The organism is Ectobacillus antri (assembly GCF_003852715.1).
In the GTDB taxonomy this organism is placed as follows: domain Bacteria; phylum Bacillota; class Bacilli; order Bacillales; family Bacillaceae_G; genus Ectobacillus; species Ectobacillus antri.
The window spans coordinates 1-26,665 of record NZ_RIAV01000017.1; the positions used below are offsets into that span (position 1 = coordinate 1).

Genomic DNA, 26,665 nt, shown 5'->3' on the forward strand with positions numbered 1-26,665 from the left:
AGCTGGACATCAAGAAAAGCGGATGCGGCTCGCTCAGCTCCATAGGGCTGAGGTTCTCGACAAAAAAACTTGCGCCGCAGCGCAAGTTTTTATTCTTCAAATAACAATTGCTCTAGCTCATCTAATTTTTCAGCGAATACTTGAAGTGCATCTTGCATTGGCTTAGAAGATGTCATATCCACACCGGCTTTTTTCAACACTTCGATTGCATAATCAGAGCTACCCGCTTTTAAGAAGTTATCAATGTAACGTCTCACCGCAGGCTCGCCCTCTTCTAAAATCTGCTTAGATAGCGCAGTTGCCGCACTAAAGCCTGTTGCATATTGATATACATAGTAGTTGTAATAGAAATGCGGAATACGTGACCACTCAAGACCGATTTCTTCATCGATGACAAGATTATTTCCAAAGTACTTCTTATTGAGATTATAGTATAGTTCCGTTAATAAATCAGGTGTTAACGCCTCGCCTTCTTGTGCCTTCATATGAATAAGGTGCTCAAACTCAGCAAACATTGTTTGACGGAACACTGTACCGCGGAATCCTTCTAAATAATGATTTAACAAGTACAAACGTTTCTTCTTATCATCTGTCGTCTTAAGCAAGTAATCGTTTAACAACGCTTCGTTGCATGTGGATGCAACCTCGGCTACAAAAATAGAATAGTCTCCATACACGTAAGGCTGATGCTTGCGTGTGTAATAGCTGTGTACAGAATGACCGAACTCATGCGCCAATGTGAACAAGTTATTCACGTTGTCATGCCAATTCATTAAAATGTACGGATTTGTACCGTATGCACCTGAGGAATAAGCACCACTACGCTTACCTTTGTTTTCATACACATCTACCCAGCCATCGGCGTATGCTTGTTTCAAAATTTCTACATACTCGTCTCCTAATACAGCAAGAGACTTCAATAGTAATTCTTGTGCTTCTTCATACGACACTTCCATCTTAACTTCCTTAACGAGAGGCGTGTACAAATCATACATATGCAGTTCATCTACACCAAGCGCACGTTTGCGAATGTCGATATAACGATGCAAAAGGTGCAAATTATCGTTTACTGTGTCGACTAATTGGTCGTACACACTTTCCGGAATACTATTGTTCGCAAGAGCTGCTTGTCTAGCCGAACCATACTTACGAACACGCGCATAAAAGTTATTACGCTTTACAGCGCCGCTCAATGTGCTAGCTAACGTATTTCGATACTGATCATACGTATCATATACAGCTTTAAATGCATCATGACGTACACGTCGGTCTTCGCTTTCTAAAAAGCGAATATAGCGTCCATGCGTCACCTCGACCTCTTCACCGTTTTCATCCGTAATTTCTGGAAACTTCAAGTCCGCATTGTTTAACATCCCAAACGTATTGCTCGCAGTGCGTAGCGCGTCAGATGCTTGCGCTAAAATTGCTTCCTCATTTTCAGACAATACATGTGGGCGCTGACGATTAATTTCCTCTAAATAATGTGCATACAGAGCCAAGTCTTTATTCTCTGTCAAAAATGCCTGCAGCTTTTCCTCTGGCACAGCTAAAATCTCCGGCACAATATATGCCGTGCTGCTGGAAAGCTCTGTATACAAATTCGTCGCCCGGTCATTAAGAGCCTGATAAAAAGAATTCGTTGTGTCTTGATCGTATCGCATATGTGCGTATGTATATAGCTTACCGAGACGAAGCGATACCTCATCTTGATACTGAAGCATCTCAAGCAACTGTTGCGAGGATTCACCAAGCTTTCCTTTAAAATCAACAAGCTTAGGCAGCAACCCTTTTACTTGTTCAAACTCTTTTTCCCACTCTTGATCAGATGCGAAAATATCTTCAAGCTTCCACATATAAGCCTTGTCTAGTTCCTCACGGCGCGGCAACTTATTCACTGTTTTTTGCTCTGACATAATAAATCCCTCCTTTTTTCTTACCATTCGATTTTCTTTGTCTTATTCCTGCCAGACGCTTCTATTATATCCTATTTTCTTCTAGTAATGTTGTAGGAAACAAGGCAGCGGTATGTTGTATAACTGCTTTATCCATCTCGTATGCTTCCGTTTCTCCAAAAGGGAGAAGAGGCTCTCGCAGCTTTTGATATGTATACGTATCTCGCTGTGCCAACATGCCCGTTCCACAAAGAAATTGAAAATACTCCAGCAAAGCCTTCTTCGGTAAAGCAGGTGATAAATATGGCAACCGCCTTATCTTCACCATTTTCATTAGACGATTATATATATAGGATGCAGCAAACGTATCTCCTGTTGAGAAACATCCTAGCTCTTCTAATAAAATATGCGTTTGCCACAATAGTGGAGCTGTATGAAATCCTATAAGTGATGGTAGGGGAATCAAAACTTCAGGAGGAAAACAAGAAGGAGAAATTCCTTTTTTGTAGAGATACTTTAAAAAGGGAGATTGAGAATGCTTTAGATAGAGACCATGATGACGCCATATTTTCTTTTTTCGGTTCCATTCGTTTAGTAAAGTACTCACATCTAAGCGCTGTTGCAACATTACGCCAGAGAATTGTGAAGTTCGTAATGAATGAGGAATAATATGAGAGAACGCTGTAGCGGATGAAAACGGAATGAGAGGTGTACACTGCATTATAGTCATTGCTTCAGGACAAAAATAAAGAATACCGCTTTGTTGCACAGATAAGGCTTGCATATCTGATAGATGTAACCAATGGGAGCCTCGGCGTTTCAATTGATTGCCACCCCAAATCCATATTACTCGAATGCCTTGCCGCCAATACGACATTGTACGCTTTACAAGCAATTCACAAGATATCGTCGAACATTGATACTCAATTGCCATGCTAACATCTTGCTTAGAAGCCATCAAATCCGGACGCTGCGCAATATCCGGTATATATTTCTCTATTTCCACATTAAATTTTTGCCTATGCAACCATTGATAGAGCTTTTCTTTTCCTTTCAAATGATAAGCTGACTCTCTCTCGAATTCTGGACAATTGCTTGTACGAATATGCGCAAAATGGGGTTGATTGTGGCTACCTATCTTTAGACGTACAGGTTCATTACATACTGGACAGAAAAAAGTCGTTTGCTGCCGTAAAATCCGGAGCTGCGCTTTACTAGTAGCGTGCAGCACGTTATAGGTTCGTTTCTGCGCATCTATTGCGACAAACACGTTATCACACTCCTTTTCGCTTTCCTTTCGACACAATCTTTATTTATCCTCTTTGACAATAAAAAATATTCAGCCTGTCCGTACTAACAGGTTGAAGATAACGAGCATATACTAGTACATGCTTATGGAAAGGAATGAATGACTTTGCTTCAACCCCCTCGACTCAAAGCAGCGAGCCGTGTGGAAGGAACACTTCCTGCCACAACCTCCTCTGTACTTTCAATAACAGTACAGCGCTTCTTTGCTAATGTTCTTCTGAGCATCGGCACAACCAATATTAACGCTCCTAGCTTTCAAACAGATAGCGGCGCTTATCTCCCAAGTGGAGGCTTACCAAGCGTTCCTGCGAATGGATACATGAACGTGTTTGTAGGTGGCGAACTGCAGCCAGCTAGTCGTGTATCATTAACATCTATCCGTCTGACGATAGCAGGTACGTCCTTATCATTAATTGCTGTGCCGGTTTCACTTATTGTTTACACATTTACAGTTGTGTCGTCTTCTTCCGTACAAAACGATTTATCCGTACAAACAGATATTTACACGTAAGGAGTGAACACATGGGACTTCAAAAATTGAATGCTATCGCAACAAGTACAATTCAGGGTACTGTTACAGTAGCAACAACAACAACGATTATCCCCAGCGTACAAAGATTTTTTGCCTCTGTCACGCTATCGTTAGGCTCATTTACAATTGGTGCTAGCAATTTCAGGAACGATAATGGCAATACTGTTTCAGCACTGCCATCTCCCCCTACGTATGGATACTATAATGTATATATAAATGGGAATCTTCAGCCTGCTGGAAGTATCACTTTGGCAACAACAGGCCTAACGATAGCAAGCACATTATCGGCGCTTTCCTCTATTGCTATTGAGGTAGTTGATTTGTCAAACGTTACTTCCAGTTCAAACGTCTCTAATAATTTCACCGTAACAACCGATATTACATCTTAGTTATGTTTCCACTGTCGTATCAATAACTAAGCTGCCCGTATTAATAGTGGATGTAGAAATCGCGGTTGTTTGGACACTTTCAATGACCACAGGAACGCCACTCAAAACTTCAGCGCCAATACGCACATTCGTCGTTGTGAGTACCGTTAAGCTTCCTTGCTGTAACACACCGTTCACATATACATTAACAAATACATTCGTCCCAGGAACAGGCAATACAGTTGCTGGATTACCTGCATCATCCTCAAAACTTGCAACCGAAATATTTGTTTCACCCGTTGTAACCATTCCTGCATCCACAATAGCCACATACCTTGAGGCAACAGGTGTTACAGTTGTCGTTGTATCTGCTACTGCATTTCCTTGAAACGTGCTGTTCGCCTGCACAAATAACTTCACCAGTCTAGGTGGCATATGCATCCCCCTATTTTAAAATTTTCACAAACTGCAAAATAATTGGAACACCTTTAGCTGGAATATCTTCTGTACACAACAGTAACCTACCTTTTTTCACAAGGTAGTTACAAGTAGGTTGCAATACCCCATTAATAAATACATTCAGATATGATACTTCTCTAGGATCATAAATACGTTGTTCTGTGACCCCGTCACAATCTGTATATACCCTTTTTTGTCCATCTGAGTATGTGTAATAGCCCATAGTTTCCACGCAAGCTAGGGGTTTTACCTTAACCACACAATCAGGTATCACATGTGCAGGTAAAAAAGGCGGAGGAGCCAAACAACTTCTATGCCGATCCATCGTTATGCCTCCTTCTGCATTGTATTGTTACATGCAAACCAACAGATTATAACTATAAACAAAGTACTCACTTTGGAGAAAATGGTGCCTGTTCACCTATAATAATGGAGAAAGCAAGCGGTACGCTGATTCAACAATGCGCATGACAAATCGCCTGTTTTGAAAACGCGTAATATGAATGTTGCGCGAAACCGTTAAATCTGTTTCAAAGTCTGTAACAAGTTTCTGAATACTCTCTGTTCCATATAAGAAAGCATTCACTTCAAAATTTAAGTGAAAACTACGCATATCCATATTTGCAGTTCCAATAGAAGCAATACTTTTATCCACAATTACAATTTTGCTATGCAAAAACCCTTTTTCATATTCATATATCCTCACACCTGCTTCAAGTAACTCAGGAAAGTAAGAACGAGAAGCATAAAATACAGTTCGTTTATCTGGCTTTGCAGGCATTAAAAGCCGGACATCCAGACCTGCTAATGCTGCGATTTTAAGCGCCGATAAAATATCATCATCCGGAATAAAATAAGGAGTGGCGAGCCAAATCGATTCTTTTGCGGACGTAATCATCGCAAAATACAAGTGTTTAATTGTTTCCCACTTACTATCTGGTCCACCCGCTATTAATTGCACCCCACCATCCTTTCTTGGTAAACGCTCTGCTGACATGTAGATTGGATTTACTAACGTTTCTCCCGTCATATAAAACCAGTCTTGCAAAAAAATAAGCTGTAAGCTTTGCACCGCTTCTCCCTTCAGGTACAAGTGCGTATCACGCCAAAAGCCAAAATACTCATTTTTACCCAAATACTCATCACCAATATTCAGTCCACCAATAAAACCTTCATTTCCATCTACAACAATGATTTTTCGGTGATTTCGATAATTAATTTTATCGTTTAAAATAGGAACACGCACAGGAAAAAAGGGTACCATCTCAATACCTGCATCCGTCATATCCTTAATATATTTTTTCGAAAGCCGAAAACTTCCTACTGCATCATATAAAAATCGCACTTGCACGCCTTGTCTTGCTTTTTTTATTAACAGCTCCTTAATTTGCGTACCAATTCCATCATGACGTACAATATAGTACTCCATATGTATATGATGCTCTGCTTGTTCCAACGTTTCTAAAATAGCTGCAAATGTTTCCGCACCATTTGTTAATACAGTTGTCTCTGTACGAAAGGATACATGCGAAGTTCCGATGCGTTCCGCCAATTGCAACAACACACTTTGCTCTTTATGTGATTCAAGATAGGCATCTCTCTCTTGCATACTTTCCTTATAACGAGAAAACGCCTGTTCATCTAATAACCCTTTACGTGCAAAAATCCGCTTTCTGCGAAAGTTTTGTCCAAACAATAAATACGCAAAAAAACCAATAACCGGAAAAATTCCTAATACAATCAACCAAGTCAAGGTTTTCGATGGTTGTCTATTCTCAAGAAAAATGACAAAACCAATTAATACACCCGAGATTGTAAACAAAGTACTAAATATCCCAAACAAAGAAATATTTTCAATATATATATTCAGCGCTTTTTCGTGTTGAACAATAACGAAAAGGACAAACAGTATAATAAACAAAAAAACTAACTTGACAATTTTTTTCATGAAACTCCCCCCTGTTTCTATTATGCCACAAAATGACATAAGTAAGAAAACCACAAACAAAAGTTGCCTTATAAAAAGAACACACTGGCATTTTGACATAAAAAAACCGATTCCAGGAAATAGAAATCGGTTTAACTTAGCGGTGGAAAGTGCTGACGAATAGTATCTAGCGCTTGTTCCGCAATAATTTGTTTACCGTACTCTTGTACGCGATGAACGGTCATAGCAGACTCTTCTCCGTATTCCAAAATTATACTTAGAATCGTGTCCATTTCCTCTTCATCATGTAACATTTCATCAAATTCTACATATAAATAGTATCGTTCGTCAAATACATACAGTTCATTTTTCACATCAATTAGTTCCATTCGATGACTTAAGGCGATAACGTCTTCAAAGCTTGCAAATTTAACAAGAAACTCTAAAATCCCCTCTTTACTTACATAAGAAAAATCTTCTTCTTCAAGCTGTTGATCAAACAGTGCCTCCAAATTTTCATCCAATGGAATATCAATAATTTTATCTAAAAGCGGTAACTCAAGCTTCTGCCCATTTTTAGAAAGCTGCGCTTTGGTTACAACTACCTCAATTCCTTTTTCGAGAGCCTGCACTTGAATCCACAACGGACCATCAGCAAAGAAATCATCTTGATCACGCGCTTCATCCATCATCTCCCAAAATAACTGTTCACTACGCTCTCGATCTTGCCATATCTCATCTCGGCTAAAACCGCGCTCTTCAATATCTACATATGTTATATAAAACTTGACCGTATTTTCATTTACTCTTTCAATTTCCATTTCAGTCTCTCCCTTCTTATCTTATGTTGTTCTATGAAGGGACCCCTTCTAGAATGTGTCTCATTAATCATATCATGTTTAGGGAAAATCACCTAAAAATCTTGTACTCTCATTTTATGATAACAAGACGCAGAATGGAAATAAAATAACTGTTTTTATGAAAAACAATTATTTGCCTATTCGACAAACTTAGAACGATTCCGATTCTTGACAGGGTCAACCTATTATCTTATAGTGAGTAAAGTAATTGTAATCTCACAATGCTTGCACGCGGACGTCTTTCATCCGTACGCATATAGAGGAATAAACGGGGGAAATTGCTATGGAATTAGATTTTCTGATGTCCGTATTGGTCATTATCGGTATTGATATTGTCTTAGGCGGTGATAACGCCATCGTTATCGCTCTAGCTAGCCGTAACTTGCCAGTTCAACAGCGTAATACAGCTATTTTTATTGGAACAGGATTAGCAATCCTTATTCGTATTTTACTTACTATTGTCGCCGTATACTTACTGAAAATTCCATTCCTGCAGCTTGTTGGAGGTATATTGCTGTTGTTTATTGCCTATAACTTGCTGACAGATGACGGTGATGATTTATCCAATATTAAAGCAGGGGCGACTCTTGGTGCTGCCATTCGCACAATCGTTTTCGCTGACATTGTCATGGGATTTGATAATATTTTAGCGATTGCTGGTGCGGCTAATGGACACATTATATTAGTTGTACTTGGACTATTGGTCTCTGTACCTATTATTGTATGGGGCAGCAAAATTATCTTGACACTTATGGAGAGATTTTCTTCTTTAGTATATGTCGGTGCGGGTATTTTGGCATATACTGCTGGCACAATGATGCTACATGAACCAAGATTAGCAGACTTCTTTACAAAGTATCCAATTGTAGACTATGCATTACCAATTGGTATGGTTATTCTTGTACTATTAGTAGGTTACACAATGAATCAAATAAAAATGAAAAAAGCTCATCAATAAACATATTCGAAAAAAAAAGGATTTTTTCCTTGTGAGGAGAAATCATATCGTATAAAAAAATCGGACAAGAGGATGTCCGATTTTTTTATATCTATTTAATTTACAAGCTTTTGTGCTTCACGCAATTGGAATGTACGAACAGTACGAGGTAAGAAACGACGAATTTCATCTTCGTTATATCCCACTTGCAGACGCTTTTCATCAATAATAATTGGACGGCGTAAAATGCCAGGGTGATCTTGAATTAGCTTATACAAATCTTGAAGCGGCATAGATTCTACTTGCACATCAAGCTCTTGAAAAATTTTAGAACGAGTTGAAATGATTTCATCAGTTCCGCTTTCTGTCATACGAAGAATTTCTTTAATTTCGTCAACCTTTAATGGCTCCGAAAAAATATTTCTCTCTGTATAAGGAATATGGTTTTCCTCTAACCATGATTTTGCCTTCCTACAAGACGTACAACTTGGCGAACTATATAACGTTACCATCATGCACTCACTCTCCTTTGTCGAGTATAGAATTGCCATTCTAACGTAATGAACACCTAAGTGAAACTCATTTTCAAATTACAATTACTTTAAATAAGTAACTCAATACTCATTATACAACAAGTTAATCAGGAAATATATATTAATTTCTTTAAAAATACAGGAAAAAACTTATACAAAATTTGTACAAAACGTAAGATATTTAAAAACATCGTTGTTAATTGTCGATATTTTAAAAAATTTAATCTTCTATTTACAAATTAACTCAATTAAAATAATAAATAAACCTATATGGGATAGGAGGGTATGAATGATTACTTATATGATAGACTTTATAGTAGTAGCAATTCTTGTAATTGGGCTGACGGCAACAATTGGTATCTTAACGAACGGCATTGGCGAAGCAATTGGTACAAAGAATAAAAAGAAATTTGTAAATAAAAGCGCATCAATCCAAACAAATTGGAAGATGGTGGGCGGAAACGGCATTTACAAGAAAAAAACATATTAAAAAGCCACCAAAATTTGGTGGCTCTTTCTTATTGATACAATTCTTTATATCTCTTATATTCTGCTTCAGAGCACAATACAAAGTGCCCAGGACGAATTTCACGCATAACCGGCTCTTCTCCACCGTAGTTGTGCTGAGAAGGATCATATACAATACGCTTACGATTACGCTCATAATCTGGATCCGGAAGTGGAATCGCAGAAAGAAGAGATTTTGTATATGGGTGAATTGGGTGTTCATACAACTCTTCACTTGTCGCCAACTCAACGATTTTACCGTGATACATAACACCAATGCGATCGCTGATATATTTAACCATGGACAAATCGTGGGCGATAAATAGGTATGTTAGTCCCTTTTCTTTTTGCAATTTTTTCAGTAGATTAACAACCTGCGCTTGGATGGAAACGTCCAATGCGGAAATTGGCTCGTCGGCGATGATGAACTCTGGTTCAACAGCTAGCGCACGTGCGATACCGATACGCTGTCTTTGACCACCGGAGAACTCATGCGGATAACGGCTTGCATGCTCACGGTTTAGACCTACTGTTTCCAACAGCTCGTAAACGCGGCGCATACGATCTTCTTTGTTTTTGGCAAGACCATGAATGTCAATGCCTTCTGCAATAATATCAGCAACTGTCATACGCGGATTTAAAGATGCATACGGATCTTGGAAGATCATTTGCATTTTACGATTGAACTTCTTCAAATCTGCCTTAGATTTTTTGCCGTGAACATTTTCACCGTCAAATAATACTTCACCAGCAGTTGCATCATACAAACGAATGATAGTACGACCTGTTGTAGATTTACCGGAACCGGATTCCCCTACAAGACCGAACGTTTCACCCTTGTAGATATCGAACGTAACATCGTCAATTGCTTTGACAACGCCGCCGCCTACTTTAAAGTATTGCTTTACGTTCTTAACTTCAATCAATTTTTCGCGATTGTTAGACATTACGCTCCCCCTCCTTCATTTGACGAATACGGCTTTGTACAATTTCAGGAGGCGCAACGTGCGGTGCATCTTCATGAAGCAACCAAGTTGCCGCATAATGTGTATCGCTAACTTTAAACATCGGCGGCTCCATTTCAAAATCAATCTTGAGTGCCTGTGGGTTACGTGCAGCAAATGCATCACCTTTTGGCGGCTTAATCAAGTCAGGTGGTGAACCAGGAATTGCATATAACTCTTCATCTTTACCATCAAGACTTGGCATAGAAGCTAACAGCCCCCATGTATATGGATGCTTTGGATTGTAGAAAATCTCATCGACCGTACCGATTTCTACAATTTTTCCTGCGTACATAACTGCAACCCGGTCAGCAACGTTCGCTACTACACCAAGGTCATGTGTGATAAAAATGATGGCAGCTTCTGTTTTTTGCTGAATATCCTTCATTAGCTCTAGAATTTGCGCTTGGATTGTTACATCTAGTGCAGTTGTTGGCTCATCAGCAATTAACAGCTTTGGATTACATGCAAGTGCAATCGCAATTACAACACGCTGTCTCATACCACCAGAGAATTGGTGCGGATATTGTTTTAGACGTGCTTCAGGGTTTGGAATACCAACCAAGTCAAGAAGTTCAAGCGCTACCTTACGAGCATCCGCTTTGCTCATATTTTGATGCTTGATTAAACCTTCCATGATCTGATTTCCGATTGTCATCGTTGGATTTAGGGATGTCATCGGATCTTGGAAAATCATCGACACTTCTTTCCCACGAATTTGTTGCATTTCTTTTTCACTTAGCTTTGCCAAATCACGACCGTCAAACAAAATTTCACCATGCTTGATGCGTCCTGGTGGGTTAGGGATTAACCCCATTAACGCTTTAGATGTTACTGATTTACCTGAACCGGATTCTCCTACAATTGCAAGCGTTTCTCCTTTTTTCAGGTCAAAGCTGACACCGCGCACTGCGAATACTTCGCCGGCATGCGTATCAAAGGAGACATGCAGATCTTTTACTTCTAATAATTTTTCCATTCCACTCTCTCCTTTCTATTTTACTTACGCATTTTCGGATCTAGAGCATCGCGCAATCCGTCTGCCAACAAGTTTAAGCTCAAGATCAATAAGCTGATTACAATTGCCGGAACGAACATAACGTGTGGATATGTTTGAATGGATTTGTAACCATCGTTTACAAGAGATCCAAGAGATGCGAACGGCGGACGAATACCAAGACCGATGAAGCTTAGAAACGCTTCTGCGAAAATCGCACCTGGAATCGTAAACATCGCCATAACGATAATTGGACCCATTACGTTTGGAATTAAATGTTTTGCAATTAATTTACCGTTAGATGCACCCAATGTGCGGGAAGCCAACACGTATTCTTGCCCTTTTAGCTTCAATACTTGACCACGTACGATACGTGACATACTAATCCAGCCGGTAATAACGAGAGCAAGTGAAATCGAGATAACACCTGGCTCCAAAATGATAACGAACAAAATGACTATAATTAGGAACGGAATACCGTTCAAAATTTCAGCAAAGCGCTGCATGATATTATCAACTCGACCGCCATAAAAACCGGAGATCCCCCCATAGGTGACACCGATAATCATATCAATGGCTGCTGCCAATAAACCGATATATAGAGAAACACGAGTTCCTTCCCATGTTCTTGTCCATAAATCACGTCCAAGATCATCTGTTCCAAACCAGAAGTATTCTTTAATACCACGCTTTTCGTATTGGTCTACCCCATACTGATCTACACCGTCAAGTCCAAGAAACGCAACATGCTCAAGAACAGGTACTTTAGGAGGTAATTTAGCACGGTTCAAATCTTGATCCTTGTATGAGTACTTGCTCATCATTGGACCAAATGCTGCAAAAAACACAACAAGTAAAAATACGATTAAACCGGCAGTTGCACCTTTATTTTTAAACAAACGTCTTCTAACATCTTGCCAATAAGTTAAGCTTGGACGAACAATTTTTTCATGGTCACCCGCTTCTCTGTTTGCGGGTTGAAACAAATCCGGAGACAGGTTTTGTAAATCTTTCATTATTTCTTACCTCCCGCTAAACGAATGCGTGGATCAACAATTCCATACAACAAGTCCACGATGAAAATAACGATGATGAACAACGCACTATAGAAGATGGTCGTTCCCATGATAACTGAGTAGTCGTTCAATGTAATAGAGTTAACGAACTGCTCACCAAGACCTGGTACGGAGAAAATACGCTCAATAACAAGTGTTCCTGTCATCAAGTTAACTGCCATTGGCCCTAAGATTGTAATAACTGGAATTAAAGCATTACGCAATGCGTGCTTAATTACGATTCCTGTTTGACTTACACCCTTTGCTTTTGCCATTAAGATGTAGTCCGAATTCATAACTTCAAGAAGCTCTGTACGCGCGAAGCGAGCGATATTTGCTGTTACCGCAACGGATAGTGCAATCGTTGGTAAGATTGTGTAAGAAAAACCTTTCCAGAATGCAACTGGTAGCCAGCCCAGTTTTACCCCTACATAGTACTGCAATAGTGCAGCGAACACAAAGGATGGAACTGAGATACCTAGCACAGATACAACTGTCGCACCATAATCAGCCCATGTATTATTTCTTAATGCGGCAATAATACCAAGCAATAGTCCAAAGAATGTACCTAGAATTAGGGCTTGCAAACCTAGCTGTGCAGAAGGCCCGATACGAGTGCTAATCATTTCTGTTACAGGACGATTGTCGTATTTAAAAGATATGCCTAAATCACCTTGCACCAAATTCGCCATATAACGTGCATATTGCACAGGTACAGGGTCATTTAGTCCATATTTTTCCAAGATAATTGTTTTTTGCTCCGGTGTCAGCTTTTCTTGGTTTTGCAATGGAGAACCCGGAAGCAGCTTCATTAAGAAGAATGTGAATGTTGTAATCAAAAACAGAGTAATAATCATGTAAATAAAACGTTGTAAAGTATAACGTCCCACACCAGCACCCCCTCATATTTTACGAAATGTTCAAATAATTCACCTTTAGAAAATACCCTTCCCTTATAAGTAGGAAAAGAAGAGTACATGCCCTTGGCATATACTCTTTTTGAACATGCGTTCCGTATTTTCTTATTTTTCGATGTAAGCCCACTTAAAGCTAAACTCGCCGCCAAACTTATGATCGATCACATTCTTTACATACTCTTTTTGAACGAACGCTTTACCACGTTGATATACAGGTGCGATAGCTGCGTCTTCAAATAAAATTTTCTCTGCTTTTACTAGGTTGTCCCAGCGCGCTTTTAAATCGGACATATCCGTTTTAGCCTTCTCGATCAACGCATCGTATTCTGCATTAGAGTAACCCATTTGGTTGTGAGAACCGTTTGTCACAAACATATCCATGAATGTCATTGGATCTGGATAATCCGGTCCCCAACCAGCAAAGGAAAGATCGTATTGACCATCAGATTCAAGCTTTAGCTTTTGTGCAAAAGGTTGTTGCTTAATCGTTATTGTTAAACCAGGTAAATTCTTCTCAAGCTGCTCTTTCAGGTATTCGCCAATTTTTTTGGCATTCTCATTATCAAAGTTTAGCAACTCTAGTTGAACTGTGTCAACACCAACTTCTTTTTTACCATTTTCCCACAGTTTTTGCGCTTCTTTAACATTAGTTTTTGCAAACTTACCGCTTGTTTCACGGAAGTCTTTTTTATCAGGGCCGGAAACAAAGTCTTTTGGTACCAATCCGTATGCACCGATAGAACCATTATTTAGCAATACGTTTGCAATTCCTTCTTTGTCGTATGCCATTGAAATTGCTTTGCGAATATCTTTATTCGCAAGAGCTTTATTCTTCTGGTTCAAACGCATAAAGAATAGTGTTGGATCTTGTGTTGTTTTGAATTCTGGATTGCTTTTGTACTTATCCACAAATTCAGCTGACAAACGAGCACGGTCAACTGCATTTGTCTCGTACAAGTTAACTTCTGTTGCCGTATCTTTTACAATGTTGAAGTTGATTTCCTCAAGCTTAACTGTTTTGTTATCCCAGTAAGTCGGATTCTTCTTCATTTGGAAGCTTTGCTCATGCTTCCAATCACTTAGAACAAACGGACCATTGTAAAGTGTAGTATTTGCTTCCAGACCAAATTTTGTGCCTTGTTCTTTTACATACTTCTCATTTTGCGGATAGAACGTTGGGAACGCCGTTAAGCTTACGAAATAAGGAATTGCTGTTTCTAATTCAACTTCTAACGTATAATCATCAACAGCTTTTACGCCAAGTTGATCTGCAGGCAATTCTCCTTTGTTTACCTTTTCAGCATTCTTAATGTCAAACATAATGTAAGCGTATTCAGCTTTTGTTGCTGGATCTAACGCGCGCTTCCAAGCAAATACAAAATCCTTTGCCGTTACAGGATCGCCGTTGGACCACTTTGCATCCTTACGTAACTTGAATACGTATTTTTTGCCGTCATCTTTCTTTTCGTAAGACTCGGCTACACCAGGTACTTCCTTGTCATTTTTACCAAGTGTGTAAAGACCTTCCATTGTGTTATTCATTACGTTAAAAGATACTGCGTCTGTCGCCAATGCTGTATCCATGGAAGGAATCTCGGATGTTTCAACCAAGTTCAATACTTGCTTGTCCGTCCCTTTTTTTGTTTCTGTTGTTTTTGACTGTTTTTCTCCGCCGCATGCACCAAGCAACATACTTGCTGCTATCGTGGACGCAAGAACTGCTGTTTGTTTCTTTTTCATCTTGTTGTAACCTCCTCGCGTTGTTTCAGAAACACTCTCGCTGCCTTCGCAATCACTGTTACTCGTCGCTATAAATAAAAAAAGTGCGAACTTATCGGCAATAGTGATTACGAAAACAGCGCACAGATGTTTATTACTGATTTGTTTCATAAGGCTGACGAAATTTGTCGTCTGGTCTCTACATGTTCAATTATACATATAATCCGACAATTGTGAATATGCTTTTTATACTTTTTATTAAAATTCTTAAGATATAATGTGTTTTTTAGATTTTTTGTAAATATTTGTGTTGATTTTCTCATAAACCTTATACTTTCACCCTTAAGTTTCGCTGTTGCGTCTATAAAATGATATAGTATAATGAACTACAACATACATTTTTCGGAGGTAAACACTTTGAAACGCACCTATTCTCTGTTTGGCTGGCTGATAGGAAGCAGCCTACTTGTGGTAAGTATACTTGCTTTTTTGGCAGGTAACCATGATTTCTTGTTGAATTTTGTCGATTTTTCTTTTCTTGTTGCATTGCCTTTTTTAATCGTAGGTGGATTTATGTTTATCATTGAACGAGGCGCTTTTAATGTGACACGCTATGCATTTCGCAAAGTATTTAAAACGACCCAAAAAGAATCTGCCTTTATTGAAGATGAAGAAGGACCTCTTGATAATAAAGATATTTTATATCGAACCTACTCATTCAAGCCGACCTATCCTATTCTGTTAACGGGCGTAGCCTTGGCGATTTTATCCACTCTTCTCAGCTTTCTTTTTTTCGTATAAATATAACGTGTCTGTCTGAGAATCTTCTTCCTAATTTCTTTATCAGTTGCATTGTTTTCTGTGAATTTGCTATAATGTACGCTATACAATACATTGCGTTGATAAAGAGTAGTACATGTCGAGGCAGTTTCAGAGAGCTTGTGGTGGGTGAGAACAAGTACTTGCGCGATATGGAATGGACTTTTGAGCACCAAACCGAACAGTGCAGTAGGCTTTGGCGTTCTCCGGCGTTATCGGAGTAAGAGATTTCGCATATGCGAAATAATTAGGGTGGTACCGCGGTCCATTCGTCCCTAGATTAAGGGATGGATGGGCCTTTTTATTATGTTTAGGAGGTTTTTTTATGGCAGTTATTTTTTCAGGCATTCAGCCGAGCGGAACGATTACAATCGGTAATTATTTAGGAGCGATGAAACAGTTTACAGAGCTACAAAATGAACATGATTGTTATTTCTGTATTGTAAACCAGCATGCAATTACAGTAGCACAAGATCCTGTGGCGCTACGTAAAAACATTCGCAGCCTTGCAGCATTGTATCTGGCGTGCGGCATTGATCCGGATAAATCCACGCTATTTGTACAATCTGAAGTTCCTGCGCACGCGCAGCTTGGATGGATTATGCAATGCGTATCCTATATCGGCGAGCTAGAGCGGATGACACAATTTAAGGATAAATCAAAAGGAAAAGACGCTGTATCTGCAGCTTTGCTTACTTATCCGCCGCTTATGGCAGCCGATATTTTACTGTATGGCACAGAAATTGTACCAGTTGGTGATGATCAAAAGCAGCATATTGAGCTAACACGCGACTTAGCAGAGCGCTTTAATAATCGTTACCGCGAAGTATTTACCATTCCTGAAATTCGAATTCCTAAAGTTGGCGCTCGTGTAATGTCATTAACAGAACCGACAAAGAAAATGAGCAAATCTGATCCAAATGTAAAGTCTATGATTAGTTTGCTTGATGAGCCGAAGATGATTGAAAAGAAAATCAAAAGTGCAGTTACTGATTCAGATGGTATTGTGAAATACGATAAAGAAAACAAACCAGGTATTTCAAACTTACTCACGATTTACTCATCTTTCGCAGGAAAAACGATTGAGGAATTAGAAACGCAATACGAAGGTAAGGGCTACGGAGAATTCAAAGCGGATTTAGCGCAAGTTGTCATCGATGCATTAAAACCAATTCAAGATCGCTACCATGAACTAATTAACTCTCCTGAGTTGGATGATATTTTAGAACAGGGTGCGGAAAAAGCAAACCGCGTTGCGATGAAGCAATTACGCAAAGTAGAAAACGCAATGGGACTCAGCAGAAAACGCAGGTAACAAGAAAAGCGGAAGCGCCCTGTTTAGGGGCAGAAGCGGAGGTTCCTTCCCCTGTAAAGGCGCTTTTTGCCTTGCAAGGGGGAGGGTTATCCGCTGGCAGCACCTGGGCGCTGGAGCTAGACACAAGAAAAGCGGAGCTGGCTCGTTTAGGCGCAAAAGCAGAGGTTCTCCGATCGAAAAGGCGCTTTTTGCCTTTATGGGCGGAGGTTCTCTGATGGCAGCGCCTAGCCAGCATAGCTAGACACAAGAAAAGCGGAAGCGCCCTGCTTAGGGGCAGAAGCGGAATAAAAAGCTGTTCCGGAAATGCCGGAACAGCTTTTTAATTTACTTTTTCCTCTTTTTCAATCTCCCACAACTTCTCGAAAAAGGGTTGTCCTTTAACAAGGCGTTCACATAGGCTTTCATGCTTATCTGTCCAGCCGTACTTCGTTTCTTCATATAAGCGCGTCCAGATGTCATCAAAGGCTAAGTTTTGCACATCATTGTAAGCGCTTGGCTCCCATTCTGTATACCAATAGCGTATTTCCGATGTGTTCTTCGCTGTTCGCAATTGATCTAGTGCCATGAATAATAGCTGTTTGAGCTGTCTCTCTTTTCTTGTTAGTCCGTTCATTATGTAAGGAGAGGGCGATAAAATATGATGTTCCTTCTTGTCTGCTGTAGCTCGCAATTCATAGCTATGCGTTTGCGCATTTTCGATCATTTCATACACCATTTGTTCTTGGCGCGGAATAAGCCTACTTTTGCGAATCGGTACATTATAACCGATTGTATCGACTGCCAGAATGCCTTTACCATCAGAAACAACAAAGCAATAATCTAATTGAATTCGCTCGTGATTTTTACGGATATACGCCTTTTGGTGTATGTCCTCGAGCAAGCGCGGCGGAAGCTCTGAAAGCTCATTCTCAATGTAATGATACAAAACAGAGTCAACTTTCAAAAGTGGCACTTGATCTAGCAATTCAATCGTGTCATCCTTGCGCCACTCATAGAAATGACATACATTATAACCATTTTCTTCACCTTCAAACCAGTTTACCCATACATCATGCAGATACAACATGTCTTACCCCTCACTTCACAACTGTTTGTAGATATCAGTATGGTCACGCGCCGGTAAGTTTATTCCACGAATGGGAATATATTCTGATATTGTATAAATTCTGCATTACTTTTCGTTTTCATTCTGAAATTCCTCATATTCGTATCAAATAATCTGACAGCAATTTAATCTTTGGTAGAAAATCCCTCCGCATATTGTAAAATTTTGCGTGAATCGATACCAAGTAAACGTGCTGTATTCAGCTTATGATGTGCAAGACAATCCTGTACGATATGGTAACCTACACAGTACCCTAGTAACCTTGGATAACGTCCAAGTCCGTTGACAAGTTCTTCGTGTAACTTCGTACCTTTTCTTACGTCTATATGTCCTTTTATATAACGATGCCACAAGCGGATAGCTTCTTCCTTTGTATAATACGAAACCCATGCTGCATGCATCTCAGGTGTATGACGCGCAGCTACCGCCGCTTCTGCTAATCCCTCCAATACCATTGTATCTAACAACGTATACTTCTCTTCTTCTTTATAAAATGCCGCCAGCCGGCATACGTGATGATATTCATGAGTCAACATTGCCCGAAGCTCATCTGTACTGTTATTACTGGAAACAAATAAAAAGATGCAAGTCCGAAATGCTAAACCTGATTTTCCATTGTATTGCCGCTGTATATACCGATTAAAACGGTCTGCTGGTAAAATATATACGGGCACATCTGGACCTTTTAGCCAGCGGCGCAGCGCTGCAAATTCAGATTGCAGAATATGCCATACTTCTTTACGCTCACGAAGCTCATTTCTTCTTCCTTTGACTGGCCGGTACATACCCCGAGATTGTAGAAAATGATAAATATCCATTGGCTTTAACGGCATATATTCTGTGAAATGGCGACAAATTTCCTCTGGCTTTTCATAATGTTCTTCTAGCCAACTATACGTGTCTATAATTGCCATAACAGTCCCTCCTCCTTTCTCTTTTATACATATGAAAGAATGTGAGGGATTACTCTATAAGTACAAGCAGAAAATTAATATTGTTTTTAATGCAGCTACCATTCGCTCCTAAAGATGAATATTGCGCTTATGGTCTGTTACTGATAAAACAAATAAGGATGTCCTCTTAGGGACATCCTTATTTGTTTTATGCTTCGTATTTTTTGAATACTAATGCGGCATTATGACCGCCAAAACCTAGAGAGTTGCTAAGAACCGCTCGCACCTCTTGTCTTCTTGCTACATTTGGTACATAGTCCAAGTCACATTCCGGATCTGGTGTTTCATAGTTGATAGTAGGTGGTATAATGCCATCTTCAATGGCTTTAACGGAGAAGATAGCCTCAACAGCACCTGCTGCTCCTAGTAAGTGACCTGTCATAGACTTCGTTGAACTCACCGCTACCTTGTATGCATGTTCGCCAAATACTTCTTTAATAGCCATTGTTTCATACTTTTCATTGGCTTCTGTACTTGTACCATGTGCATTGATATAATCCACATCCTCTGGTTGCAAACCTGCATCCGCCAGAGCTTGACGCATCGCACGAACGCCGCCTTCTCCGCCCGGTGCCGGAAGTGTAATATGAAACGCATCTCCTGTCGCTCCATAACCTGCAATTTCCGCGTAAATATGCGCGCCTCGTGCAAGTGCGTGCTCAAGCTCTTCTAACACCAAAATACCTGCGCCTTCCCCCATAACAAAACCGCTACGGTTTTTATCAAACGGGCGACATGCCGTATTCGGATCATCATGAAATGTCAGCGCCTTCGCTGAGCTAAAGCCCGCAAATGCCATATGCGTAAGCGGCGCTTCTGTTCCTCCAGTTATCATCGCCACTGCATCACCGCGCTGAATGACTTTAAAGGCATCACCAATAGAGTTCGCACCAGATGCACAAGCAGTAACCGAGCAAGAGTTGATTCCCTTTGCCCCTAAAGCGATGGACACTTGTCCTGCAGCCATATCTGGAATCATCATTGGTACAAAGAATGGACTAACGCGGCGCGGTCCTTTTTCAAGAAAGATACGGTACTGCTCCTCATATGTCTCCATACCGCCAATTCCAGAACCAATCCAAACACCAATGCGCGGTGCGTTTTCATCTGTAATTTCCAATTTTGCATCCTGTACAGCCATTTTTGCAGCCGCAACTGCATATTGTGTAAAGCGATCCATACGGCGCGCTTCTTTCTTATCAATGTATTCTTCCGGGTTAAAATCATGGATTTCCGCAGCGACTTTAGCGGGATACATCTCTTTATCTAACCTCGTTAAATAGCCAATTCCTGATTTACCTTGTATAATATTTTCCCAAGATGTTTGCGCATCCTTACCAACTGGTGTAAGCGCACCTAATCCTGTTACTACAACTCGCTTCTTTTCCATATTCAGCTCTCCTTTACTTTATTTGCCCCAACGAAGAGCCACAGCTCCCCATGTTAAACCGCCGCCAAAACCGACGAGTACAATCAAATCATCGTCTTTAATTTTACCATTATTCAGCTCTTCCACGAGCGCAATGGGAATAGACGATGCTGACGTATTACCAAATTTCGCAATCGTTTTACTCATTTTTTCATCAGGCAAATCTAAACGTTGTCTCGCTGCCTCCATAATGCGAATATTCGCTTGATGTGGAATAAGGAAATCAACATCTTCTTTTGTTAGCCCTGCCTTTTCAAGAACGCGCACAGATGAATCGCCCATCTGACGCACGGCAAATTTAAATACTTCTCTACCATTCATCATAACATATTCATCCTGATACAGATGCATCCCTCCAGAGCCATCAGCACCAAGTTCGAATGATAAAATACCACGCCCTTCAGAAACAGGACCCATTACCGCAGCTCCGGCACCATCTCCAAATAACACAGCGGTATTTCGATCCTTCCAATCTACTATTTTTGAAAGCTTATCGCTCCCCACAACTAATACATATTTATATGTGCCCGTTTTAATAAACTGCTGTGCTGTAATCATACCATACATAAAACCAGCACATGCTGCGCTCACATCCATCGCAGCTGCCTGTTTTGCACCCAGTTCCTCTTGAATCATACATGCGACTGTCGGAAATGGATAATCGGGCGTTACGGTAGCCACTAAAATTAATTCAATTTGCTCCGCACTAATTCCTGCATCACGTATGGCTTCACGCGCTGCTTCGACTGCCATGTGTGATGTATTTACTGCATCATCCGCGATACGACGTTCTTCGATGCCTGTGCGTGTACGAACCCATTCATCTGAAGTATCGACAATTTTCTCCAGATCTGCATTGGTGACAATCCGTTCCGGTACATACCTTCCTACACCTAAAATACCTGCGTTCATCCGGAATCCCTCCATTTTATATCAATTATTATGACTTGGTACTAATTTTAGCGTATGCTCTGCAATTTGTCTATATGCAAATAGAAAAGCGGAGCCAACCGTTCAGGCACAGAAGCTAAGGTTCTCACCAAAAAAAATCCTTTTTTGGATTAAATAGAACTGGGAACACATAAAAAGCATAATCATCTCATTTAGCTACTACAGCTAAACAACACCCAAAAAACTCATACTTTTTTAACTGCAAAAAAGCCGGCATATGCCAGCTTAGTTTTGTGCGTCCTGTTTTCCCAATTCGTACGCCTCATTCATTACTTTAATAAGCAGATCCATAACGGGTTGCGCCATGGACATATCAAGCTCCACTCCACTTTTTTCGAGTAAAGCTTTTGCTTCTGGCAAATATTGAAAGGCGATTTGCATAAACTGCATGCTTCTTTGTTGATCCATATGTATGCTCCTTTTCCTTATAATGCACATTCATTATAGCAAATAGGAGCATAAAAAGAGAAGCGACTTACACATTGTACAAGCTCTCATATATTTTCACATGCCGTTTTTGTAGTTCCAACCCTTCTTGCAGCGTTCTCTTTGCTCGAAGTGGATATGACGAACCAGTTTTTTTGACTATACGCTTACTTATTGTCATAATGTTACGATTTCCATTCAACAGTTCTATCCCTCTGTCCCAGGTGTTTGCCTCGCCACTCTCCACATAGTACATACCGAGAACATTGTTTTTTCCAAGCTCATATAAGCACGTTACTACATCTTCTACGTATACGGCATCTGTGTTATTTTCAGAAACGGTCACAATAGGCTCTCGTTTTGAAATAGCAGCGACAATCAGCTGTTGATACACCATGAACTGAGGTTGCCACGGACCGTATACAGCTGGTACACGAAGCACCGACGAAAACTCATATGATTGCACCTCTGTTTCGACCTGCATCATGGTATCACTCGGGCTGATACTTGATATCAAAATGAGCTGTAGCCCATATTTCCTACAAATTCCAATGACTCTTTGCAAATGCACAATTGTATCTTGAGAAAGCTGTGCTTCATTTGGGTCACACAAACAAAAATATACCGTTTGCGTATGATTTGCTTCTACCTCTTCTCTCTCGCCCAAGCTATGATAAGAAAATCCTGCATGTCGACCAATAAGCAACAACTTTTCTTCACTGATACGCGTTGCTGCAAGCAAATCCTCTGTGTCAAACGCCAAAACTTCTACCCCTTCTTTTAACAGTGTTTGAACAAGATGATAACCGATAAATGATAACGCACCTATGACGACTGCACCTTTCATTATCATCCCTCCTCTGAACTACTAATCCTTTATAGGGTTTCATGCTTTTTAAAAAATTGAATGATAGATCGCGCTGTTTTATATTTATGCTCTTTCAGATGAAACGATAAGGCAATTGGATTTCCACTTTTAGCGCGCATCTGCTCAAACTCTCTATATATTGCTTTTCGCTCTTTCTTTTCATGAATAGGAATCAACATTTTAACAGGCACTGATGAATGATAATTACGAAACGAGTGCTTTTTAATATGAGTCAATATATTCTCTTCTTTCATTTCATATGAGTACGTTAGCTCCTTAACAAGTCGACCATAAAAAAATTTATGTTCCTTTTCCGCATGGAGATGAGCAGGTAAATCTAGGCAAGGATTAAACATAACCGCTGAGCGCACCGGCATATCTTGCATCATATCAAGCGCAATAAGAGCGCCCATCCCTTCTGCTATCATATGAATTTTATCGTTTAAAATTTCCTTTTTCATCACAACATGATACAAACGCTTTGCAAGTCGCATCGCTTTTTCTGCTCCCCAATGCCGCCCATACAAATTAGATGTGAAAAGGGTATAGCCCATATTGCGCAGTTCTTCAAGAAGACGCGATCGGCCGCTATGCTGCAACCACAAACTTGTACCACTCTCAACAAAATGATGATAATCGCCCAATATCATAATTCCAAAACCGTTTGGCTTTTCGGGCAGATGAATAACACATGGCTCTTGTTCCAAATAAAAAAATCGTTCTGTGACACACATATCTCCCCCGCCTTACTGTTAAAATACATTCTTCTATACTGTATGTAGCGAAGTTTCATTTGCCCTAACGTTAAAAATATTTTCTATGCTAACGGTTTCTTTATGATACAATAAGAATGAATTGAACAATAGGAGTGTGAATCACATGCAATTTATCACGGCGTTCCTGTGGTCATTTTTCTTAATGCAAATGGCCAGCTACGTAATCTCCTCCATGACAGACAGTACATATGACTTTATACAAGCTACAATCTTGTCTGTTGTTGTGGGTGTAATTGTTGTTGCGATGACCGCTTTAATTCCAAATGAGCCGGTAGAGCATCACTAAGAGCGACCTTGCGCGGGATTGAACTGCACCTCGATTGTTAGACGTGTCTAACAACCGGAGGTGCAGTTCAAAACCCATGCTTTTTCATCATACTGTTTTTACAACCAATTCTCCGTTTTCTACCTCAATAGAAACAGTACTGTTGTCAGAAATAGTACCTGCAATAAGAGCGCGTGCTAACTTCGTTTCAATTTGACGCTGCATATAACGCTTCAATGGTCTTGCCCCGTATGCCGGATCAAATCCCGCATTCGCCACAAATGCTTTTGCCTCTTCACTCAAATGAAGTACAATGTTTCGTACATGCAAGCGTTCCTGTAGTTCACTTGTAATTTTATCTACAATACGCGTAATTTCCTTCGTTGTTAACGGCTTAAATAAAATAATTTCATCTACGCGATTTAAAAACTCCGGACGGAAATGATTGCGCAATTGTCCCATGACATTTTCACGCGTATCTTCTCGAATAAGACCTTTTTCATCTAATCCTTCAAGTAAATAATGCGAGCCAATATTAGATGTCATGATAATGACCGTATTTTTAAAATCAACGGTTCGGCCTTGCGAGTCAGTTACCCTTCCGTCATCTAGCATCTGAAGTAAAATATTGAATACCTCCGGATGCGCCTTTTCAATTTCATCCAACAAAATAACAGAATACGGCTTGCGGCGTACGGCTTCAGTCAATTGACCACCTTCTTCATACCCAACATATCCTGGAGGAGCTCCGATAAGCCTTGATACCGCATGCTTTTCCATATACTCTGACATATCAATACGAATGATTTGCTCTTCGCTATCAAACAGCGATTGTGCGAGTGCTTTAGCAAGTTCCGTTTTACCAACACCGGTAGGTCCAAGGAAAATAAAGGAGCCGATTGGACGATTTGGATCTTTAATACCGGCACGCGCGCGCAGTACCGCATCAGAAACAAGCGCAACTGCTTCTTCTTGTCCGACAACACGCTCAGATAAGATGTTCTCTAAGCGCAGCAATTTTTCTCGTTCACCTTCTACTAGCTTCGTTACTGGTATGCCTGTCCATCTTGATACAATGGTCGCAATTTCCTCTTCCGTTACCTCTTCCCGAAGCAAGCGATTTTCCATTTGCTTTTGATTTGCTTCTGCTTCTGCTAAATAAAGCTCTTTCTCAAGGGCCGGAATACGTCCGTGGCGAAGCTCAGCAGCTTTATTTAAATCATAGTTACTTTCTGCTTCTTCCAACTCGCGGCGCAACTTCTCTAACTGTTCACGCATATTGCGAACGGCTTGAATTCCTTCTTTTTCAAGTTGCCACTGCGCGCGCATCGCATGTGCTTTTTCCTTTAGTTCGGCAAGCTCGCGCTGCAGCGTCTCCAGACGGTTTTTACTAGCAGCATCCGTTTCCTTACCAAGTGCTGCTTCCTCAATTTCCAGCTGCATCATACGGCGCGTAACCTCGTCTAACTCTGTTGGAAGTGAATCAATTTCAGTTCGAATGGTCGCACAGGCTTCATCCACTAAATCAATAGCTTTATCGGGCAAAAAGCGATCAGAAATATAACGGTCGGACAATGTGGCAGCCGCAACCAAGGCACGATCATGAATATTTACGCCATGATGAATTTCAAATCGTTCCTTTAAACCGCGTAAGATGGAAATCGTATCCTCCACAGTTGGTTCTTCGACCTGCACCTGTTGAAAGCGGCGTTCCAGTGCAGGATCTTTTTCAATATATTTACGGTATTCATCTAACGTTGTTGCACCGATACAATGTAATTCCCCGCGCGCTAACATCGGCTTTAGCATGTTTCCGGCATCCATCGCACCTTCCGTTTTACCGGCACCAACAATAGTATGCAGTTCGTCAATGAACAATAAAATGCGGCCTTCACTTTTCTTCACTTCGTGTAAAACAGCTTGCAATCGTTCTTCAAACTCCCCGCGAAACTTTGCACCTGCCACAAGTGCGCTCATATCAAGTGCAAATACTGTCTTATCTTTAAGTCCTTCTGGTACGTCTTTCCGTACAATGCGCTGTGCTAATCCCTCTACAATAGCCGTTTTACCAACACCTGGTTCACCGATAAGAACTGGATTATTTTTCGTTTTTCTTGATAAAATACGAATGACGCGGCGAATTTCATGATCGCGTCCAATCACAGGATCAATTTTCCCTTGCCGTACTTCTTGTACGAGGTCACGCCCATATTTTTGTAATACTTCATATGTTGCTTCCGGATGTTGGCTGGTCACGCGTTGATTCCCCCTTATTTCCATTAGTACATGTAGCATCCGATCTTTTGTTAGACCGTGCTTTGTTAATAGTTCGCGCATGCTACCGTCTGTGCTTGCAAGCAGAATATGCTCTACTGACATATACTCATCATGCAGCTGCTTGCGCTCTTCTTCAGCTTTCGTAAACATCTGACCAAGAGCTGCTGAAACATATTTACCATGTTCTACACCCGTCACACGAGGCTTCTTATCGAGTTGTATCTCCAAATCTTTTTTCATGTGTCCAGAATTGATCTGCAGCTTTTGCAGAATGCGCTGTGCCACACCGCCTTTTTGTTCAAACAAAGCCAACAGCATATGAACGACATCGATTTCCTGATGCTGATAATTATTTGCAATCGTCTGTGCTTGTCCTACTGCTTCCCGGAGCTTTTCTGTCATTCGATTAACATCCATATCACCATCTCCTTTGACCTTTTTTGACCTTTATTTATTATTATATGTA

Annotated in this window: 27 protein-coding genes and 1 other annotated feature; of the genes, 7 read left to right on the top strand and 20 right to left on the bottom strand. The window is 40.4% G+C overall.

Annotation, left to right across the window (positions count from 1 at the left end; genetic code table 11):
• Nucleotides 1–89: 89 nt before the first annotated feature.
• Both pepF and EEJ45_RS13500 read right to left on the bottom strand, forming a co-directional pair.
• Entirely contained in the window at nt 90–1,913 is a 1,824-nt protein-coding gene (pepF, locus tag EEJ45_RS13495; RefSeq protein WP_124565337.1) for an oligoendopeptidase F, read from the bottom strand.
• Between the two features lie 64 nt (nt 1,914–1,977).
• Nucleotides 1,978–3,162, bottom strand: a complete 1,185-nt coding sequence (locus EEJ45_RS13500; RefSeq protein WP_164464288.1) for a competence protein CoiA — start codon at nt 3,160–3,162, stop codon at nt 1,978–1,980.
• A gap of 138 nt (nt 3,163–3,300) precedes the next feature.
• Here EEJ45_RS13500 and EEJ45_RS13505 point away from each other — a divergent pair, with 138 nt between their 5' ends.
• On the top strand, nt 3,301–3,711 hold the full coding sequence (locus EEJ45_RS13505) for a hypothetical protein (protein ID WP_124565339.1): 411 nt from the start codon (nt 3,301–3,303) through the stop codon (nt 3,709–3,711).
• 11 nt (nt 3,712–3,722) lie between these two features.
• The gene (locus EEJ45_RS13510) at nt 3,723–4,121 is read left to right on the top strand and encodes a DUF4183 domain-containing protein (RefSeq protein WP_124565340.1); all 399 of its coding nucleotides are present in this window, start codon (nt 3,723–3,725) and stop codon (nt 4,119–4,121) included.
• On the opposite strand, the gene EEJ45_RS13515 is transcribed toward EEJ45_RS13510, so the two are convergent.
• From EEJ45_RS13515 to mecA, 4 genes are all read right to left on the bottom strand, one after another.
• Complete coding sequence (locus EEJ45_RS13515) at nt 4,122–4,535, bottom strand: DUF4183 domain-containing protein (RefSeq protein ID WP_164464289.1); 414 nt, start codon at nt 4,533–4,535, stop codon at nt 4,122–4,124.
• Between the two features lie 10 nt (nt 4,536–4,545).
• Nucleotides 4,546–4,884 (bottom strand): DUF4183 domain-containing protein, encoded by a 339-nt coding sequence (locus tag EEJ45_RS13520; RefSeq protein ID WP_245999911.1) that lies wholly within the window; start codon nt 4,882–4,884, stop codon nt 4,546–4,548.
• A gap of 96 nt (nt 4,885–4,980) precedes the next feature.
• Nucleotides 4,981–6,507 carry a cardiolipin synthase gene (cls, locus tag EEJ45_RS13525; protein ID WP_124565342.1) on the bottom strand — a complete coding sequence of 509 codons (1,527 nt, stop codon included), beginning with the start codon at nt 6,505–6,507 and terminating at the stop codon, nt 4,981–4,983.
• A gap of 131 nt (nt 6,508–6,638) precedes the next feature.
• Nucleotides 6,639–7,307 carry an adaptor protein MecA gene (mecA, locus tag EEJ45_RS13530; protein WP_124565343.1) on the bottom strand — a complete coding sequence of 223 codons (669 nt, stop codon included), beginning with the start codon at nt 7,305–7,307 and terminating at the stop codon, nt 6,639–6,641.
• A gap of 322 nt (nt 7,308–7,629) precedes the next feature.
• On the opposite strand from mecA, the gene EEJ45_RS13535 reads away from it, so the two are divergent.
• Nucleotides 7,630–8,304: a TerC family protein gene (locus tag EEJ45_RS13535; protein ID WP_124565344.1), complete on the top strand. Its 675-nt coding sequence runs from the start codon at nt 7,630–7,632 to the stop codon at nt 8,302–8,304.
• A 95-nt stretch (nt 8,305–8,399) separates the two neighbouring features.
• On the opposite strand, the gene spxA is transcribed toward EEJ45_RS13535, so the two are convergent.
• Nucleotides 8,400–8,795, bottom strand: coding sequence for a transcriptional regulator SpxA (gene spxA, locus EEJ45_RS13540; RefSeq protein ID WP_124565400.1), 396 nt, complete (start codon nt 8,793–8,795; stop codon nt 8,400–8,402).
• Between the two features lie 310 nt (nt 8,796–9,105).
• Between spxA and EEJ45_RS13545 the strand changes: the two genes are divergently transcribed.
• The gene (locus EEJ45_RS13545) at nt 9,106–9,306 is read left to right on the top strand and encodes a hypothetical protein (protein ID WP_124565345.1); all 201 of its coding nucleotides are present in this window, start codon (nt 9,106–9,108) and stop codon (nt 9,304–9,306) included.
• Nucleotides 9,307–9,334: 28 nt separating this feature from the next.
• On the opposite strand, the gene EEJ45_RS13550 is transcribed toward EEJ45_RS13545, so the two are convergent.
• The 5 genes from EEJ45_RS13550 to EEJ45_RS13570 form a co-directional block, all read right to left on the bottom strand.
• Nucleotides 9,335–10,270, bottom strand: coding sequence for an ABC transporter ATP-binding protein (locus EEJ45_RS13550; RefSeq protein ID WP_124565346.1), 936 nt, complete (start codon nt 10,268–10,270; stop codon nt 9,335–9,337).
• A complete protein-coding gene (locus tag EEJ45_RS13555; protein ID WP_124565347.1) occupies nt 10,263–11,306 on the bottom strand; it encodes an ABC transporter ATP-binding protein in 1,044 nt (347 codons plus the stop codon). The genes EEJ45_RS13550 and EEJ45_RS13555 overlap by 8 nt, the downstream gene beginning before the upstream one ends.
• A 20-nt stretch (nt 11,307–11,326) precedes the next feature.
• Entirely contained in the window at nt 11,327–12,343 is a 1,017-nt protein-coding gene (opp3C, locus tag EEJ45_RS13560) for an oligopeptide ABC transporter permease (protein WP_124565348.1), read from the bottom strand.
• The gene (gene opp3b / locus EEJ45_RS13565) at nt 12,340–13,269 is read right to left on the bottom strand and encodes an oligopeptide ABC transporter permease (RefSeq protein WP_124565349.1); all 930 of its coding nucleotides are present in this window, start codon (nt 13,267–13,269) and stop codon (nt 12,340–12,342) included. Before opp3b ends, opp3C begins: the two co-directional genes overlap by 4 nt.
• Nucleotides 13,270–13,401: 132 nt before the next feature.
• Entirely contained in the window at nt 13,402–15,036 is a 1,635-nt protein-coding gene (locus EEJ45_RS13570; protein WP_124565350.1) for a peptide ABC transporter substrate-binding protein, read from the bottom strand.
• Between the two features lie 396 nt (nt 15,037–15,432).
• On the opposite strand from EEJ45_RS13570, the gene EEJ45_RS13575 reads away from it, so the two are divergent.
• Together EEJ45_RS13575 and trpS are read left to right on the top strand one after the other, a co-directional pair.
• On the top strand, nt 15,433–15,816 hold the full coding sequence (locus EEJ45_RS13575) for a DUF3899 domain-containing protein (RefSeq protein WP_245999913.1): 384 nt from the start codon (nt 15,433–15,435) through the stop codon (nt 15,814–15,816).
• Between the two features lie 89 nt (nt 15,817–15,905).
• Nucleotides 15,906–16,114 (top strand) — a binding site (T-box leader).
• Between the two features lie 45 nt (nt 16,115–16,159).
• Nucleotides 16,160–17,149: a tryptophan--tRNA ligase gene (gene trpS / locus EEJ45_RS13580; RefSeq protein WP_124565352.1), complete on the top strand. Its 990-nt coding sequence runs from the start codon at nt 16,160–16,162 to the stop codon at nt 17,147–17,149.
• A 319-nt stretch (nt 17,150–17,468) separates the two neighbouring features.
• Here the strand turns inward: trpS and EEJ45_RS13585 are convergent, their stop codons facing one another.
• From EEJ45_RS13585 to EEJ45_RS13615, 7 genes are all read right to left on the bottom strand, one after another.
• A complete protein-coding gene (locus EEJ45_RS13585) occupies nt 17,469–18,215 on the bottom strand; it encodes a YjbA family protein (protein ID WP_124565353.1) in 747 nt (248 codons plus the stop codon).
• Nucleotides 18,216–18,379: 164 nt separating this feature from the next.
• A complete protein-coding gene (locus tag EEJ45_RS13590; RefSeq protein ID WP_124565354.1) occupies nt 18,380–19,168 on the bottom strand; it encodes a DUF2268 domain-containing putative Zn-dependent protease in 789 nt (262 codons plus the stop codon).
• Between the two features lie 187 nt (nt 19,169–19,355).
• A complete protein-coding gene (gene fabF, locus EEJ45_RS13595) occupies nt 19,356–20,597 on the bottom strand; it encodes a beta-ketoacyl-ACP synthase II (protein ID WP_124565355.1) in 1,242 nt (413 codons plus the stop codon).
• A gap of 18 nt (nt 20,598–20,615) precedes the next feature.
• Nucleotides 20,616–21,548: a beta-ketoacyl-ACP synthase III gene (locus EEJ45_RS13600; RefSeq protein WP_124565356.1), complete on the bottom strand. Its 933-nt coding sequence runs from the start codon at nt 21,546–21,548 to the stop codon at nt 20,616–20,618.
• 264 nt (nt 21,549–21,812) lie between these two features.
• The gene (locus tag EEJ45_RS13605; protein ID WP_124565357.1) at nt 21,813–21,995 is read right to left on the bottom strand and encodes a ComZ family protein; all 183 of its coding nucleotides are present in this window, start codon (nt 21,993–21,995) and stop codon (nt 21,813–21,815) included.
• Nucleotides 21,996–22,062: 67 nt separating this feature from the next.
• Nucleotides 22,063–22,860, bottom strand: coding sequence for an NAD-dependent epimerase/dehydratase family protein (locus EEJ45_RS13610; protein WP_124565358.1), 798 nt, complete (start codon nt 22,858–22,860; stop codon nt 22,063–22,065).
• A gap of 29 nt (nt 22,861–22,889) precedes the next feature.
• On the bottom strand, nt 22,890–23,615 hold the full coding sequence (locus EEJ45_RS13615) for an alpha/beta fold hydrolase (protein ID WP_124565359.1): 726 nt from the start codon (nt 23,613–23,615) through the stop codon (nt 22,890–22,892).
• A 145-nt stretch (nt 23,616–23,760) separates the two neighbouring features.
• On the opposite strand from EEJ45_RS13615, the gene EEJ45_RS13620 reads away from it, so the two are divergent.
• Entirely contained in the window at nt 23,761–23,943 is a 183-nt protein-coding gene (locus EEJ45_RS13620) for a YjzD family protein (protein ID WP_124565360.1), read from the top strand.
• An 87-nt stretch (nt 23,944–24,030) separates the two neighbouring features.
• Here the strand turns inward: EEJ45_RS13620 and clpB are convergent, their stop codons facing one another.
• Nucleotides 24,031–26,616, bottom strand: coding sequence for an ATP-dependent chaperone ClpB (gene clpB, locus EEJ45_RS13625; RefSeq protein ID WP_124565361.1), 2,586 nt, complete (start codon nt 26,614–26,616; stop codon nt 24,031–24,033).
• Between the last annotated feature and the right edge of the window lie 49 nt (nt 26,617–26,665).

What these genes read in the sequence shown, in the direction of transcription:
- cls (WP_124565342.1), bottom strand. Translation starts at nt 6,507, where the DNA reads ATGAAAAAAATTGTCAAGTTAGTTTTTTTGTTTATTATACTGTTTGTC.
- EEJ45_RS13505 (WP_124565339.1), top strand. Translation starts at nt 3,301, where the DNA reads ATGACTTTGCTTCAACCCCCTCGACTCAAAGCAGCGAGCCGTGTGGAA.
- EEJ45_RS13555 (WP_124565347.1), bottom strand. Translation starts at nt 11,306, where the DNA reads ATGGAAAAATTATTAGAAGTAAAAGATCTGCATGTCTCCTTTGATACG.
- EEJ45_RS13545 (WP_124565345.1), top strand. Translation starts at nt 9,106, where the DNA reads ATGATTACTTATATGATAGACTTTATAGTAGTAGCAATTCTTGTAATT.
- EEJ45_RS13590 (WP_124565354.1), bottom strand. Translation starts at nt 19,168, where the DNA reads ATGGCAATTATAGACACGTATAGTTGGCTAGAAGAACATTATGAAAAG.
- EEJ45_RS13510 (WP_124565340.1), top strand. Translation starts at nt 3,723, where the DNA reads ATGGGACTTCAAAAATTGAATGCTATCGCAACAAGTACAATTCAGGGT.
- pepF (WP_124565337.1), bottom strand. Translation starts at nt 1,913, where the DNA reads ATGTCAGAGCAAAAAACAGTGAATAAGTTGCCGCGCCGTGAGGAACTA.
- EEJ45_RS13620 (WP_124565360.1), top strand. Translation starts at nt 23,761, where the DNA reads ATGCAATTTATCACGGCGTTCCTGTGGTCATTTTTCTTAATGCAAATG.
- EEJ45_RS13520 (WP_245999911.1), bottom strand. Translation starts at nt 4,884, where the DNA reads ATGGATCGGCATAGAAGTTGTTTGGCTCCTCCGCCTTTTTTACCTGCA.
- EEJ45_RS13600 (WP_124565356.1), bottom strand. Translation starts at nt 21,548, where the DNA reads ATGAACGCAGGTATTTTAGGTGTAGGAAGGTATGTACCGGAACGGATT.
- clpB (WP_124565361.1), bottom strand. Translation starts at nt 26,616, where the DNA reads ATGGATGTTAATCGAATGACAGAAAAGCTCCGGGAAGCAGTAGGACAA.
- EEJ45_RS13585 (WP_124565353.1), bottom strand. Translation starts at nt 18,215, where the DNA reads ATGTTGTATCTGCATGATGTATGGGTAAACTGGTTTGAAGGTGAAGAA.
- EEJ45_RS13550 (WP_124565346.1), bottom strand. Translation starts at nt 10,270, where the DNA reads ATGTCTAACAATCGCGAAAAATTGATTGAAGTTAAGAACGTAAAGCAA.
- EEJ45_RS13615 (WP_124565359.1), bottom strand. Translation starts at nt 23,615, where the DNA reads ATGTGTGTCACAGAACGATTTTTTTATTTGGAACAAGAGCCATGTGTT.
- spxA (WP_124565400.1), bottom strand. Translation starts at nt 8,795, where the DNA reads ATGGTAACGTTATATAGTTCGCCAAGTTGTACGTCTTGTAGGAAGGCA.
- EEJ45_RS13570 (WP_124565350.1), bottom strand. Translation starts at nt 15,036, where the DNA reads ATGAAAAAGAAACAAACAGCAGTTCTTGCGTCCACGATAGCAGCAAGT.
- EEJ45_RS13515 (WP_164464289.1), bottom strand. Translation starts at nt 4,535, where the DNA reads ATGCCACCTAGACTGGTGAAGTTATTTGTGCAGGCGAACAGCACGTTT.
- trpS (WP_124565352.1), top strand. Translation starts at nt 16,160, where the DNA reads ATGGCAGTTATTTTTTCAGGCATTCAGCCGAGCGGAACGATTACAATC.
- EEJ45_RS13535 (WP_124565344.1), top strand. Translation starts at nt 7,630, where the DNA reads ATGGAATTAGATTTTCTGATGTCCGTATTGGTCATTATCGGTATTGAT.
- EEJ45_RS13610 (WP_124565358.1), bottom strand. Translation starts at nt 22,860, where the DNA reads ATGAAAGGTGCAGTCGTCATAGGTGCGTTATCATTTATCGGTTATCAT.
- mecA (WP_124565343.1), bottom strand. Translation starts at nt 7,307, where the DNA reads ATGGAAATTGAAAGAGTAAATGAAAATACGGTCAAGTTTTATATAACA.
- fabF (WP_124565355.1), bottom strand. Translation starts at nt 20,597, where the DNA reads ATGGAAAAGAAGCGAGTTGTAGTAACAGGATTAGGTGCGCTTACACCA.
- EEJ45_RS13605 (WP_124565357.1), bottom strand. Translation starts at nt 21,995, where the DNA reads ATGGATCAACAAAGAAGCATGCAGTTTATGCAAATCGCCTTTCAATAT.